Source organism: Vibrio sp. SG41-7, from assembly GCF_014164465.1.
GTDB classification, from domain to species: domain Bacteria; phylum Pseudomonadota; class Gammaproteobacteria; order Enterobacterales; family Vibrionaceae; genus Vibrio; species Vibrio splendidus.
On the sequence record NZ_JACJFF010000002.1, the window covers coordinates 71264 to 86943 of the forward strand.

10 protein-coding genes are annotated in these 15680 nt (G+C 44.7%); all 10 read left to right on the top strand.

Annotated elements, in window-relative coordinates:
* Positions 1–4: 4 nt before the first annotated feature.
* The 10 genes from murC (at position 5) to carB (ending at position 15665) form a co-directional block, all read left to right on the top strand.
* Entirely contained in the window at positions 5–1465 is a 1461-nt protein-coding gene (gene murC / locus H5300_RS00965) for a UDP-N-acetylmuramate--L-alanine ligase (RefSeq protein ID WP_182795261.1), read from the top strand.
* 278 nt (positions 1466–1743) lie between these two features.
* Positions 1744–2436 carry a cell division protein FtsQ/DivIB gene (locus H5300_RS00970; RefSeq protein ID WP_004729846.1) on the top strand — a complete coding sequence of 231 codons (693 nt, stop codon included), beginning with the start codon at positions 1744–1746 and terminating at the stop codon, positions 2434–2436.
* Complete coding sequence (gene ftsA / locus H5300_RS00975) at positions 2429–3697, top strand: cell division protein FtsA (protein WP_004729844.1); 1269 nt, start codon at positions 2429–2431, stop codon at positions 3695–3697. The genes H5300_RS00970 and ftsA overlap by 8 nt, the downstream gene beginning before the upstream one ends.
* A 31-nt stretch (positions 3698–3728) precedes the next feature.
* On the top strand, positions 3729–4958 hold the full coding sequence (ftsZ, locus tag H5300_RS00980; protein ID WP_061024523.1) for a cell division protein FtsZ: 1230 nt from the start codon (positions 3729–3731) through the stop codon (positions 4956–4958).
* 96 nt (positions 4959–5054) lie between these two features.
* Positions 5055–5972: a UDP-3-O-acyl-N-acetylglucosamine deacetylase gene (lpxC, locus tag H5300_RS00985; RefSeq protein WP_017080243.1), complete on the top strand. Its 918-nt coding sequence runs from the start codon at positions 5055–5057 to the stop codon at positions 5970–5972.
* A gap of 388 nt (positions 5973–6360) precedes the next feature.
* Positions 6361–9087, top strand: coding sequence for a preprotein translocase subunit SecA (gene secA / locus H5300_RS00990; RefSeq protein ID WP_017077687.1), 2727 nt, complete (start codon positions 6361–6363; stop codon positions 9085–9087).
* Between the two features lie 357 nt (positions 9088–9444).
* Positions 9445–9843 (top strand): 8-oxo-dGTP diphosphatase MutT, encoded by a 399-nt coding sequence (gene mutT / locus H5300_RS00995; protein WP_017084773.1) that lies wholly within the window; start codon positions 9445–9447, stop codon positions 9841–9843.
* Positions 9844–9935: 92 nt separating this feature from the next.
* On the top strand, positions 9936–10760 hold the full coding sequence (dapB, locus tag H5300_RS01000) for a 4-hydroxy-tetrahydrodipicolinate reductase (protein WP_182795269.1): 825 nt from the start codon (positions 9936–9938) through the stop codon (positions 10758–10760).
* 503 nt (positions 10761–11263) lie between these two features.
* Positions 11264–12418, top strand: a complete 1155-nt coding sequence (gene carA, locus H5300_RS01005) for a glutamine-hydrolyzing carbamoyl-phosphate synthase small subunit (protein WP_004734973.1) — start codon at positions 11264–11266, stop codon at positions 12416–12418.
* A 16-nt stretch (positions 12419–12434) separates the two neighbouring features.
* On the top strand, positions 12435–15665 hold the full coding sequence (gene carB, locus H5300_RS01010) for a carbamoyl-phosphate synthase large subunit (protein WP_004734974.1): 3231 nt from the start codon (positions 12435–12437) through the stop codon (positions 15663–15665).
* The last annotated feature ends 15 nt before the right edge of the window (positions 15666–15680 follow it).

A 15680-nucleotide genomic window follows, 5' to 3' on the forward strand; every position in this document is an offset into this window, starting at 1 on the left:
ATTGATGACGATTGAACATACCCAAGACTTAGCGCAAATCCGTGCAATGGTGCCAGAGATGCGCCGTGTTAAATCTATCCACTTCATCGGTATTGGTGGCGCAGGAATGAGCGGGATTGCTGAAGTCTTGCTTAATGAAGGCTACCAGATCACGGGTTCTGATATTGCTCAAAACCCAGTGACCGATCGTTTAGTTAGCAAGGGTGCTACCGTTTACATCGGCCACCAAGCAAGTAACGTTGCTGATGCAAGTGTGGTGGTGGTTTCAACCGCTATCAACGAAGAAAACCCAGAGATTATTGCTGCTCGTGAAGCGCGTATACCTATCGTTCGTCGTGCAGAAATGCTGGCTGAGCTGATGCGTTTTCGTCATGGCATTGCTGTGGCAGGTACGCACGGTAAAACCACTACGACCGCGCTAGTGACACAAATATATTCGGAAGCGGGTTTAGATCCAACTTTCGTAAACGGTGGTTTGGTAAAAAGTGTGGGCACCAATGCTCGCCTAGGTTCGAGTCGTATTCTTATCGCTGAAGCCGATGAAAGTGACGCGTCATTCTTACACCTGCAACCAATGGTTAGTATTGTGACTAACATTGAAGCGGATCATATGGATACCTACGGCGGCGATTTTGAAACGCTAAAGCAGACGTTTATTGATTTCTTACACAATCTGCCATTCTACGGTCAGGCTGTGATGTGTGTGGATGATCCGGTAGTACGTGAGCTTATTCCTCAGGTGAGCCGCCAAGTGATTACCTACGGCTTCTCAGAAGACGCTGATATCCGCATTGAAAACTATGTACAACAAGGTCAGCAAGGCAAGTTTACGGTTGTTCGCAAAGGTAAAGCCAATCTCGATATTACGTTGAACATTCCCGGTCGCCATAACGCACTGAACGCATCAGCGGCGATTGCGGTTGCGACGGAAGATGACATCAGCGATGAAGCGATTCTAAAAGCGATGGCAGGAACGGAAGGCACTGGCCGTCGTTTCGATCACCTTGGTGAATATGAAACGGGTAAGGGTGTTGCAATGCTGGTCGATGATTACGGCCATCACCCAACCGAAGTTGATGTCACCATTCAAGCTGCACGAAGTGGTTGGACTGATAAACGTCTTGTGATGATCTTCCAACCGCACCGTTATAGCCGCACTCGCGATCTGTATGATGACTTCGCGAACGTTCTTGAGCAGGTTGATGTGCTTATTCTGTTAGATGTTTATTCTGCAGGTGAGAAACCTATTGCAGGGGCTGACGGACGCTCGTTAAGTCGAACTATTCGTGGGCGTGGTAAGATTGATCCCATCTTTGTTGCTGATATCAACACGCTGCCGTCGGTTTTAGCCAACGTTATTCAAGGCGGAGACCTTGTTTTAACACAGGGTGCTGGTGATGTTGGTCGTGTAGCGAAGCAACTTGAATCGCTACAATTAGACATTAATAAGATGCAAAACGCGTAACAGAATACTGTATACAGACTGTGGTTGATCGCTCACTTCTTGCGATTGACCTAAAATTGACCAAAAATCTTATTATCAACGTTTGATAGTTTGATTTTGCTCAGTATAATTCATAGGTTAAAGTAAGTGCTTTTACCTCTATTACGAAGATAGGGAATAGAATTGCGAACCAACGACAGGGAATGCGGGCTTTGGTAGAAAGTACTTTTAGCGAAAACCGCCACCTATTCAGTTTACCATCGCTAAAGAAACACGCTGTAGGCGGGTCTTTTTTTGTCATGGTACTGCTATTCATTGGATTTCTTTTCTATACCACACTGACTTGGATGTGGGACGATCAGCGATTGCCTCTCTCCAAAATAGTACTTCAAGGCGACTTAACTTACGTAACTGCTGGTGATGTTCAACATGCCTTTGGCGAGCTAGAGCATATTGGAACGTTCATGTCGCAAGACATCGGTGTGTTGCAAGACAGTTTAGAAGCGTTACCTTGGGTTTCAGTGGTGTCCATTCGTAAGCAGTGGCCAGACACAATAAAAGTATTTTTGACTGAGTATCATGCAGCAGCAATCTGGAACGGTAACATGCTGTTGAATGATAATGGTCAGGTGTTTAATGGTGATATCGGTCTTTTGAAGGGCGATAGAGTCAAGCTTTACGGCCCAGACGGCACCAGCCAAAAAGTGATAGAAAAGTGGCGACAAATAACTCCTTTGATTAACAATCTAGGGTTAACCGTTACCTCGCTCGTTCTCAATGAGCGTCGCGCTTGGCAAATAATCCTAGATAACGGTATCCGTTTAGAACTAGGTAAAGATTCTTTAGATGAGCGTGTTGAACGCTTCATTTCGCTTTACAACGAACTTGGTAGTAAAGCGAATCAAGTGAGCTACATCGACCTCAGGTATGATACGGGAGCCGCTGTAGGCTGGTTTCCAGAGCAAGAGTTAGAAGAGAGCACAGATGACTAAGACCGCAGATGACAACATAATCGTTGGTCTTGATATAGGCACTGCGACCATATCAGCTCTAGTTGGTGAAATATTGCCTGATGGTCAAATCAATATCATTGGTTCAGGGCAAAGCCCATCCAGAGGTATGGATAAAGGTGGTGTAAACGACCTAGAGTCGGTAGTGAAGTCAGTTCAGCGAGCCATTGATCAAGCAGAGTTGATGGCGGAATGCCAAATCAGCAATGTGTTTATCTCGCTATCGGGCAAACATATCGCAAGCCGAATTGAAAAAGGCATGGGCACTATTTCTGATGAAGAGGTGTCTCAAGACGATATGGATCGAGCGATCCATACCGCGAAATCAATTAAAATAGGTGATGAGCAGAGAATTCTGCACGTGATTCCACAAGAATTTACCATCGATTATCAAGAGGGGATCAAGAATCCACTTGGTTTATCTGGTGTTCGAATGGAAGTCAGTGTTCATCTAATTTCTTGCCACAGCGACATGGCGAGAAACATTATTAAAGCTGTTGAACGATGTGGTCTCACTGTAGAACAAATCGTGTTTTCAGGACTTGCCTCAAGCAATGCGGTAATTACTGACGACGAGAGAGAGCTTGGAGTATGTGTTGTTGATATTGGTGCTGGTACGATGGATATTTCCATTTGGACTGGCGGCGCATTGCGACACACAGAAGTCTTTTCCTACGCAGGAAATGCAGTAACCAGTGATATTGCTTTCGCTTTCGGCACGCCAGTGAGCGATGCTGAAGAGATAAAAGTAAACCACGGTTGCGCTCTGAGTGAACTCGTAAGCAAGGATGATTCTGTTAACGTCCCTAGTGTAGGTGGCCGTCCATCGAGAAGTTTGCAAAGACAAACTTTGTCGGAAGTAATTGAACCACGTTACACTGAACTTATGGGTCTCGTTAACCAAACTATTGATACGGTTCAATTACAGCTACGAGATGAAGGTATTAAACACCACCTTGCAGCTGGCGTCGTTCTCACTGGTGGAGCGGCACAAATTGACGGATTGGTAGAGTGTGCGGAACGTGTTTTCCGCAATCAAGTTCGAGTTGGTAAGCCGTTAGAAGTTAGTGGCTTAACTGACTATGTTAAAGAGCCGTATCATTCTACGGCGGTTGGTTTACTTCATTACGCAAGAGATTGTCAGATAAGTGATGAGGGTGATTACAGCGAACCTAAGCGTTCAGCACCTTCTATGTCAGGCTTGTTTGGTAAATTGCGTAATTGGATACAAAAAGAGTTTTAACCTGAGTTGCAGGAAAAAACGGAGATAACACATGTTTGAACCGATGATGGAAATGTCTGACGATGCAGTAATTAAAGTCGTTGGAGTTGGTGGCGGTGGCGGTAATGCTGTTGAGCACATGGTACGTGAATCGATCGAAGGCGTAGAGTTCATCAGTGTTAATACTGATGCACAAGCCCTTCGTAAAACGAGCGTGAGCAGCGTGATCCAAATTGGTGGTGATATCACTAAAGGTTTGGGCGCTGGTGCAAATCCACAAGTAGGCCGTGATGCAGCTCTCGAAGATCGAGAAAGAATTAAAGAAGTTCTAACTGGCGCCGATATGGTATTTATCGCAGCTGGTATGGGCGGTGGTACAGGTACAGGTGCTGCTCCAGTTATTGCTGAAGTTGCGAAAGAGCTGGGTGTGCTAACGGTTGCTGTTGTAACTAAGCCATTTAGCTTTGAAGGCAAAAAGCGTTTAGCGTTTGCTGAGCAAGGTATCGAAGAGCTTTCTAAACATGTGGATTCTTTAATTACGATTCCAAATGAAAAGCTACTTAAAGTACTTGGCCGTGGCGTAACACTGCTAGAAGCTTTCGCAAGTGCAAATGATGTACTTAAAAACGCTGTACAAGGTATCGCTGAGCTAATTACTCGCCCTGGTATGATTAACGTCGATTTCGCGGATGTTCGCACTGTGATGTCGGAAATGGGTCATGCAATGATGGGTAGCGGTATCGCAAAAGGTGAAGACCGTGCTGAAGAAGCTGCTGAAACGGCAATTTCTAGCCCATTACTAGAAGACATCGACCTAGCTGGCGCGCGTGGCGTTCTTGTGAACATCACTGCAGGCCTAGATATGCGTTTAGATGAATTTGAAACTGTGGGTAATACAGTTAAGGCATTCGCTTCTGATAACGCAACGGTTGTTATTGGTACCTCTCTAGACCCTGATATGACGGATGAAATCCGTGTAACTGTTGTTGCAACAGGTATCGGCACAGAGAAAAAACCAGACATTACTCTAGTTGCTGGTGGTAAAGCAAAAGTAGCGTCAACGCCTCAACCTCAAGTTGCTGTTCAAACAGCAGCAAAAGTGGAAGAGAAAGTGGCACAACCATTGCAGGAAAAAACTGAGGTAAAACCTCAAGTTAAACCACAGCCAACAACGTCACCTGTTTCTTCGGGTACAGGCGCTAGCCAGAGTGCAGCACCTAAAGCTGAGAAAGAGAGCGGATATTTAGATATTCCAGCATTTTTACGACGTCAGGCTGATTAACAAATACCCAAAATTTGACTATCGTCGAATTAATGGTAAAATTCGCGGTTGGTAAATACTGACCGTGATTTGTAGCACTGATAACGAGGCAAGCAGATGATCAGACAACGTACTCTGAAAGAAATTGTGAAAACAACTGGTGTGGGTCTCCACTCTGGTCGTAAAGTCACACTTACTCTTCGCCCGGCAGCTGCAAATACAGGTATTGTTTATCGTCGTACAGATGTCAATCCACCTGTAGATTTCCCAGCTGATCCAGCATCAGTTCGTGACACTATGTTATGTACTGCTCTTGTTAATGACGAAGGCATACGTATCTCTACAGTGGAACACCTTAACGCAGCTCTAGCTGGAATGGGTATCGACAACATTATTGTTGAAGTCGATGCTCCAGAAATTCCAATTATGGATGGTAGCGCAAGCCCATTCGTATACTTGCTACAGCAAGCGGGTGTAGAAACACTGAATGCAGCGAAACGTTTTATTCGAATCAAAAAGCCTATCCGTTTTGAAGATGGCGATAAGTGGGCAGAGTTTGTTCCATTTAACGGCTTCCGTATGGACTTTGAGATCGACTTTAACCACCCTGCAATTGAATCCGATGAGCAACGTTTGTTGTTTGATTTCTCATCACAAGGTTTTGTGAAGCAGATTTCTCGCGCTCGTACTTTCGGTTTCATGCGCGATATTGAGTACCTTCAGTCTCAAAACCTAGTACTTGGCGGTAGCTTTGATAATGCTATCGTACTGGACGAATACCGAATTCTTAATGAAGAAGGCCTTCGTTTCGACAATGAGTTTGTAACTCATAAAGTATTGGATGCGATTGGTGACCTTTACATGTGTGGACACGCTATTATTGGTGAGTTCCGTGCATACAAATCAGGTCACGGCCTAAATAACCAACTTTTACGTGCAGTTCTTGCTGACGCAGAAGCTTGGGAGTGGGCAACATTCGAAGAAGAAGCTGGCTCTCCAGTTGCTTTCGCAGAACCGGGTATGGTTCTAGCGTAATTGTTGTTTACAACAATATAAGATTTCAAAAACCAGGCCATTGGCCTGGTTTTTTTGTATCTATTTTCCAGATACAGTGTCGTTAACCTCCGGAAATTGCTGGCTAATGGGCTGCTGTCTGCTTAATCCATCAGCAATTAGAAAGAAAAGTTCCAAGCACATCAAACAAATGGTGTTCTAAATGGTCGTTAGTGTGAAAATTACTTACACTAAAGGGCATTAATTTTAACTCAAGCCTTGAAAACTCTACTCTCAAGTACAATATCAAAGATACTAGATTTATCTCAGTATCCTTGGTTAGTAACTGAAGACTAGTTCATAGCTAGTAGAGACTGACGGCATTTAAAATAGATCGCGGACGATCTGAGAACGAAGAGATTCCAAGCACATGATTACTAAGCTGCTGACAAAGGTAATTGGCAGTCGCAATGACAGAACACTGCGCCGCCTTAGAAAAATTGTAAAAGAAATTAATAACTACGAACCAACGTTTGAAGCACTTTCTGATGAAGAGCTAAAAGCAAAAACGGTTGAGTTTCGTGAGCGCTTAGATAAAGGTGAATCGTTAGATCAACTTCTACCTGAAGCTTTCGCTACGGTACGTGAAGCGTCTAAGCGTGTTTACGGCATGCGTCACTTTGACGTGCAAATGATTGGTGGCATGGTTCTAAATGCTGGCCAAATTGCAGAGATGCGTACTGGTGAAGGTAAGACACTTACCGCAACCCTACCAGCTTATCTAAACGCGCTACCAAGCAAAGGTGTTCACGTAATAACGGTGAACGATTACCTAGCGAAGCGTGATGCGGAAACAAACCGTCCATTATTTGAATTCCTTGGCATGACTGTTGGCGTGAATGTGGCAAACATGGCTCCGCCAGAGAAAAAAGAAGCGTACCAAGCTGACATCCTATACGGAACAAACAACGAGTTTGGTTTTGATTACCTTCGTGACAACATGGCTTTCCGTGCTGAAGACCGAGTTCAACGTGAGCGCTTCTTCGCTGTAGTCGATGAGGTTGACTCAATCTTAATTGATGAAGCTCGTACTCCGTTAATTATCTCTGGCCCAGCTGAAGATAGTTCTGACCTTTATACGCGCATTAACACTCTAATTCCTTCTCTAGAGCGTCAAGATAAAGAAGATTCAGAAGAGTACCGTGGTGAAGGTCACTACACCATGGACGAAAAATCAAAACAGGTTCACCTGACTGAAAACGGTCAAGAATTTGTAGAAGAACTAATGGTCAAAAACGGCTTGATGGAAGAGGGTGACACACTTTACTCTCCAACCAATATCAGCCTATTGCACCATGTGAATGCTGCGCTTCGTGCACACGTATTGTTTGAGAAAAACGTCGACTACATCGTTACTGAAGAAGGCGAAGTGGTTATCGTTGATGAACATACTGGTCGTACTATGCCAGGTCGTCGTTGGTCTGAAGGTTTACACCAAGCTGTTGAAGCTAAAGAAGGTGTGAAGATTCAAAATGAAAACCAAACGCTAGCATCGATTACATTCCAGAACTTCTTCCGATTGTACGAAAAACTGTCAGGCATGACAGGTACTGCTGATACTGAAGCTTTCGAATTCCAGTCTATCTACGGCCTAGAAACGGTGGTTATCCCAACCAACAAGCCTATGGTTCGTAACGATATGCCAGATGTGGTTTATCGTACTGAAGAAGACAAGTTCAATGCGATCATTGAAGACATCAAAGACCGTGTTGCGGCTGGTCAGCCATCACTGGTTGGTACGGTTTCTATCGAGAAATCTGAACTGCTGTCTAACGCACTGAAAAAAGCAAAAATTAAGCACAACGTACTAAATGCTAAGTTCCATGAGATGGAAGCTGAGATCGTTGCGCAAGCTGGTATGCCGAGTGCGGTAACTATCGCAACTAACATGGCAGGTCGTGGTACCGATATCGTGTTAGGTGGTAGCTGGCAGGCACAAATTGAGAAGCTAGATAATCCAACGAAAGAGCAGATCGACAAGATCAAAGCTGACTGGAGAGTTGTCCACGATACAGTTCTTGAGTCAGGTGGTCTGCACATCATTGGTACTGAGCGTCATGAATCTCGCCGTATCGATAACCAGCTACGTGGTCGTTCTGGTCGTCAAGGTGATGCGGGTTCTTCTCGTTTCTACCTATCAATGGAAGATTCTCTACTACGTATCTTTACGTCTGATCGTATGGCTGGTCTTATCCAAAGTGGTATGGACGAAGGCGAAGCGATTGAATCTAAGATGCTGTCTCGCTCAATTGAAAAAGCTCAACGTAAAGTGGAAGGTCGTAACTTCGACATCCGTAAGCAGCTTCTTGAGTACGATGATGTAGCCAATGACCAACGTAAGGTTGTTTATGAGCTACGTGATGAACTGATGAGTTCTGATGACATCAGCGAGATGATCGAACACAACCGTGAAGATGTACTGGCGTCAGTCATTGATGAATACATCGCTCCTCAATCTCTTGAAGACATGTGGGATATCGCGGGTCTGCAAGATCGTCTGAAGAATGACTTCGACCTAGACTTTGATATTCAAGGTTGGTTAGACGAAGACGACAAGCTTTATGAAGAAGCATTGCGTGAGCGCATTCTTGGTATGGCGGTAGATTCGTACAAACAGAAAGAAGAAGTGGTTGGTGCTCAAGTACTGCGTAACTTCGAGAAGTCTGTGATGCTACAAACGCTAGACGGTCTTTGGAAAGAGCACTTGGCTGCGATGGATCACCTTCGTCAAGGTATCCACTTACGTGGTTATGCTCAGAAGAACCCGAAACAAGAGTACAAGCGTGAGTCGTTTGAACTGTTTGAAGGCCTACTCGATGTGCTGAAAACAGATGTTGTTACCATCCTTTCTAAAGTTCGCGTTCAGCAACAAGAAGAAGTTGAAAAGATGGAAGCTCAACGTCAAGCTCAAGCTGAACAAGCGGCGCGTCGTGCACAAGCACAACACGCAACGGCTGAAAACCAGCTAGCTGACGATGAAGCGGATGCGGCATCTCCACAAACGGTAGTACGTGATGAGCGTAAAGTGGGTCGTAACGAACCATGCCCATGTGGAAGTGGTAAAAAATACAAACAGTGTCACGGTAAAATTGACTAAGTTTGGTGAATCTTCGCTGTAACGGATAATTGCAGTGTCGGAGGTACTCACTTACTAACGTAAGCTCCGTGCCTCCTCCTTGCACTTAACGCGTTACAACTTAGCTTCATAAAAACTTACTGCTATTAAAAAGAGTCGCTTAGGCGGCTCTTTTTGTATGTAAATTTCATGACTTATCTTTTTGTCGAAAGGAAAGTCGTCATTCCCTATAGCGAGGAACGAGCGCAGTAGGGAATCTTGTTTGATAGTTTGGCTTAAGGTTGTTGTATTTGCTCCCCAACTCAGTCGTTGCTCCTCCTGGAGGGTGACGAATTTAGGGGCAACGTAGGCCAAGCGTTTATTAAGGAACATCATCATATGAAAAGAATCCATATTGTCGCAGGTATTATCTTCAACCAAGATAAGTCACAGGTCTTTATCACTAAACGCCCAGACGACAAGCACAAAGGCGGTTTCTGGGAATTCCCTGGTGGTAAAGTAGAAGCGGGCGAAACCATTGAGCAGGCGATGGCTCGTGAACTTGATGAAGAAATTGGCATTAAGGTGACAGATCAGTCTCTGTTTGAGCACCTTGAATTTGATTACAGTGACAAGTCGCTTAAGTTTGATTTCATTCTTGTGACTGATTTCGAGCAACAGCCTTATGGTAAAGAAGGGCAACAAGGTGAATGGGTCGATCTTGAATCATTGAGTCAATACGCATTCCCTGAAGCGAATGTGCCCATTTTAGAGCGAGTAATAAAAGAGTTTTCGTAATTGCTAGCCTGAGTTTGAGATTGTTGTTAGTTTAAAGAGATTAATCGAATGAACGTTGCTGCGACAGATGAGCAGTGACGGTAACCAAAACAATGGAGATATTCGCAGTGGTAAGAATTGCAATTGCAGGAGCAGCTGGCCGTATGGGTCGTAACTTGGTGAAAGCCGTTCACCAAAATTCAGAAGCAAGCGTTGGCGCTGGTTCAGAGCGCCCAGAGTCATCTTTGGTCGGTGTTGATGTTGGCGAGTTATGCGGTGAAGGCCGTTTTGATGTAGCTCTAGTCGATGACCTTTCGAAAGCGATTGAAGAGTTTGACGTGATCGTCGACTTTACCGCACCTGTGAGCACATTAGCGAATATTGAACTTTGTAAACGTCACGGAAAGAAGCTAATTATCGGTACGACAGGTTTCTCTGAAGAAGAGAAACAGGTGATTGATGCGGCGTCAAAAGAGATGCCTATCGTAATGGCTCCTAACTACAGCGTTGGTGTAAACCTAGTGTTCAAGCTGCTAGAAAAGGCCGCTAAAGTGATGGGCGATTATTGTGATGTTGAGATCGTTGAGGCTCACCATCGCCATAAAGTCGATGCGCCGTCAGGCACTGCGATTGGTATGGGCGAAGCTATTGCTGGTGCGATGGGCAATGATCTAAACGATGTCGCTGTATGGTCACGTGAAGGTATTACTGGCGAGCGTACCAAAGACGAGATCGGCTTTGCGACGATTCGTGCCGGTGACATCATTGGTGAACATACTGCAATGTTTGCTGATATTGGTGAGCGCGTTGAAATTACCCATAAAGCAACGGATAGAATGACCTTTGCTAATGGTGCAATCAAGGCAGCTGTTTGGCTAAATGACAAGCCAGCAGGCTTTTATACCATGACTGATGTCCTTAGTTTGAATGACCTGTAAATAGATATTTATGCGCTGGCAATTGCCGGCGCTTTCTTTATTTGGTGGCTTTTCCTTAATAATCTCTCTTCTACGATCTTCCTTCTACTTTCTTCTTATCGCCATTTTCCCTCTATTTTTATGCTATTTATGCAGGCTTTAGTGTGTTTTTTGTTTTAGATCTTTAAATTATCATGTTTTCTCTTGGTATTTATCGATTGCGTTTTGTCGCTGATATTTTTGGCACTCTATGGTTAGCTAAAACGACGGGTGAAAATTAGAAAATCGTAATATTCCTATTAATTGAGTATGAAAGTTGAACTTTTGAAGCTTTGGTAAAGGAAATTGAATTAGTTCTTACAAATGTTTAATTTCTTTTGCGTTAAATGTTGACACGTATCACGCAGATCACTAAAATACCGCCAATTTGTCTAATTTCCATAAACACGCAGTTTTTGGTGTTGCAGGAAGGTAGATTTGCAAATTAAATCAATTTTAATGCATTTTTATTTCTGGAGGTTGTCTTGAAGAAGTCAGCACTACTCGTCCTAGAAGATGGGACAGTATTTCACGGTGAAGCCATTGGCGCTGTAGGTTCTGCAGTTGGTGAAGTCGTTTTTAATACCTCGATGACGGGGTACCAAGAAATCCTCACTGATCCTTCCTATTCTCAGCAAATCGTTACCCTTACTTACCCTCACATTGGCAATACCGGAACCAATTCCGAAGATGAAGAATCTTCTTCAATCCATGCTCAAGGCCTTGTGATTCGCGATCTCCCTCTAATCGCTTCTAATTTCCGTAATGAACAATCCCTTTCTGATTACCTTAAGTCGCAAAACGTTGTTGGTATCGCTGATATCGATACTCGTAAGCTGACGCGTATTCTTCGTGAAAAAGGCGCACAGAACGGTTGTATCGTAGCTGGCTCTTCAGTAAACGATGGAAATTTAGACGAAGCTTTGGCTCTAGCTAAAGCAAAAGAATTCCCTGGCCTGAAAGGTATGGACCTTGCGAAAGAAGTTACAACAAAAGAAGCGTATCAATGGAAACAAGGTTCGTGGACGCTTACGGGTGGACTTCCTGAAGCGAAAGCAGACTCTGAATTGCCATACCACGTTGTTGCTTATGACTTCGGCGCAAAACGAAACATCTTACGAATGCTTGTTGATCGCGGCTGCCGCCTAACGGTTGTTCCTGCTGAAACTTCAGCAGAAGAAGTACTCGCTCTGAACCCTGATGGTGTTTTCCTTTCAAATGGCCCTGGTGACCCAGAACCATGTACTTACGCAATTGAAGCAACAAAAGTGTTCCTAGAAAAAGGTTTACCAATCTTTGGTATCTGTCTAGGTCACCAGATTCTTGCTCTTGCGTCAGGCGCTAAGACAGTGAAGATGAAGTTTGGTCACCACGGTGCAAACCACCCGGTTAAAGATTTAGATCGTGATGTTGTGATGATTACTTCACAAAACCACGGCTTTGCTGCTGACGAAGATACGCTTCCAGAGACATTACGAGCGACTCATAAGTCTCTATTTGATGGTTCTCTACAAGGTATCCACCGTACAGATAAGCCAGCATTTAGCTTCCAAGGTCACCCAGAAGCAAGCCCAGGTCCAGAAGACGCAGCGCCGTTATTCGACCACTTTATTGAACTAATCAAACAGCACACAGTGTAATTCGGAGTAGTAGATAATGCCAAAACGTACTGACATTAAAAGTGTTCTAATTCTGGGTGCTGGTCCGATTGTTATCGGTCAAGCATGTGAGTTTGATTACTCTGGTGCTCAAGCTTGTAAAGCACTTCGCGAAGAAGGTTACCGAGTTATTCTTGTAAACTCGAACCCAGCGACAATCATGACTGACCCAGACATGGCTGATGCGACTTACATCGAACCTATCCAATGGGAAGTGGTTCGTAACATCATCGCTAAAGAGAAGCCAGATGCAGTTCTACCGACAATGGGTGGCCAAACTGCACTTAACTGTGCGTTAGATTTAGAAAAATACGGCGTACTTGAAGAGTTCGGCGTAGAGATGATTGGCGCAACTGCTGACGCTATCGATAAAGCTGAAGACCGCTCTCGTTTTGATAAAGCAATGAAATCGATTGGTCTTGAGTGTCCAACGGCTGATACAGCGAAAACGATGGAAGAAGCTTACAAAGTTCAAGAAATGGTTGGTTTCCCTTGTATCATTCGTCCATCGTTTACGATGGGTGGTACAGGCGGTGGTATCGCTTATAACAAAGAAGAATTTGAAGAAATCTGTCGTCGTGGTTTGGACCTATCTCCAACTAACGAACTTCTTATCGATGAATCACTTATCGGTTGGAAAGAGTACGAGATGGAAGTGGTTCGCGACAAGAACGACAACTGCATCATCGTATGTGCGATTGAAAACTTTGACCCAATGGGTATTCACACGGGTGACTCGATCACAGTGGCTCCGGCTCAAACGCTGACAGACAAAGAATACCAACTAATGCGTAACGCTTCTCTAGCGGTACTGCGTGAGATTGGTGTTGAAACGGGTGGTTCAAACGTACAGTTTGGTATCAACCCGAAAGATGGCCGTATGGTTATCATCGAGATGAACCCACGTGTATCTCGTTCTTCTGCACTTGCTTCTAAAGCAACAGGTTTCCCAATCGCTAAGATTGCAGCGAAACTGGCTGTTGGCTTTACGCTAGACGAGCTAATGAATGACATCACTGGCGGCGCAACACCAGCATCATTCGAACCAACAATCGACTACGTAGTAACTAAGATTCCTCGTTTTAACTTCGAGAAATTTGCAGGTGCTAACGACCGTCTAACGACGCAAATGAAGTCGGTTGGTGAAGTTATGGCTATCGGCCGTAACCAACAAGAATCTCTACAGAAAGCACTTCGCGGTCTAGAAGTAGGCGCAACTGGTTTTGACGAAATGGTTGACCTAGATGCACCTGACGCTCTAACGACGATTCGCCATGAGCTTAAAGAAGCTGGTTCTGACCGTATTTGGTACATCGCAGACGCTTTCCGTGCTGGTATGTCAGTTGATGGTGTATTCAACCTAACGCAAATTGACCGTTGGTTCCTAGTTCAAATCGAAGACATCGTAAAACTAGAGCAAGAACTTAAAGCGAAAGGCTTTGCTGGTCTGAATAAAGACGAGCTAATGAAGCTTAAGCGTAAAGGTTTTGCTGATGCTCGCCTGTCTAAGATTCTAGGTGTGGCTGAAAGTGAAATTCGTCGTCTACGTGACCAATACGATATTCACCCAGTCTACAAGCGCGTAGATACGTGTGCGGCTGAGTTCTCTTCTGATACGGCTTACATGTACTCATCTTACGATGACGAATGTGAATCGAACCCAACAGACAAAGAGAAAATCATGATCTTAGGCGGCGGTCCAAACCGTATCGGCCAAGGTATTGAATTCGATTACTGTTGTGTACACGCATCTTTAGCACTACGTGAAGATGGCTACGAAACAATCATGGTTAACTGTAACCCTGAGACAGTTTCCACAGACTACGATACGTCTGACCGTCTGTACTTTGAACCAGTAACGCTGGAAGACGTACTAGCAATCGTTCGTGTTGAGAAGCCAAAAGGCGTTATCGTTCAGTACGGTGGTCAAACACCACTAAAACTGGCTCGTGAGCTTGAAGCTGCTGGCGTACCAATCATTGGTACTAGCCCAGACGCAATCGACCGTGCAGAAGACCGTGAGCGTTTCCAAGTTGCTGTTGACCGTCTTGGTCTTCTACAACCAGAAAACGCGACAGTAACAACAATGGAGCAAGCGGTAGAGAAATCTCGCGAAATCGGCTTCCCATTAGTTGTTCGTCCTTCTTATGTTCTTGGTGGTCGTGCGATGGAAATCGTATACGACGAGCAAGACTTACGTCGCTACTTCAACGAAGCTGTAAGTGTTTCAAACGAATCTCCAGTACTACTTGATAGCTTCCTAGATGATGCAATTGAAGTAGACGTTGATGCGATTTGTGACGGTGAGCGCGTTGTTATTGCGGGTATCATGGAGCATATCGAACAAGCGGGTGTTCACTCTGGTGACTCAGCATGTTCTCTTCCTGCTTACACGCTAAGCCAAGAAATCCAAGACGTAATGCGTGAGCAAGTTGAAAAGCTAGCGTTCGAGTTGGGTGTTCGTGGTCTAATGAATACGCAGTTTGCTGTTAAGAACAACGAAGTGTACCTAATCGAAGTTAACCCTCGTGCAGCACGTACAGTACCGTTCGTATCGAAGGCAACAGGCGCAGCAGTCGCTAAGATTGCAGCTCGTGTTATGGCAGGTCAATCGCTAGAGTCTCAAGGCTTTACGAAAGAAATCATTCCACCATACTACTCAGTGAAAGAAGTTGTTCTTCCGTTCAACAAATTCCCTGGTGTTGACCCACTATTAGGCCCAGAAATGCGCTCTACTGGTGAGGTTATGGGTGTTGGTGCAACGTTTGCTGAAGCATACTCTAAAGCTGAATTGGGTTGTGGCAACATCTACCCAGAAGGCGGCCGTGCACTTCTTTCTGTTCGCGAAGGCGACAAAGAGCGTGTTGTTGACCTAGCATCTAAGCTATCTAAGCTTGGTTACCAGCTAGACGCAACACACGGTACTGCGGTTATCCTTGGTGAAGCGGGTATCAACCCACGTCTAGTAAACAAGGTACACGAAGGTCGTCCTCACATTCTTGACCGTATCAAGAACAACGAGTACACGTACATCGTGAACACTGCAGCTGGCCGTCAAGCGATTGAAGATTCTAAAGTTCTTCGTCGTGGCGCACTGGCTGAGAAAGTGAACTACACGACTACGCTAAACGCTGCATTCGCGACTTGTATGGCGCACACTGCAGACGCGAAAACGTCAGTAACTTCAGTTCAAGAGCTACACGCACAAGTTAAAGCTTCTCAAGCTTAATTGACTCACGTGTAT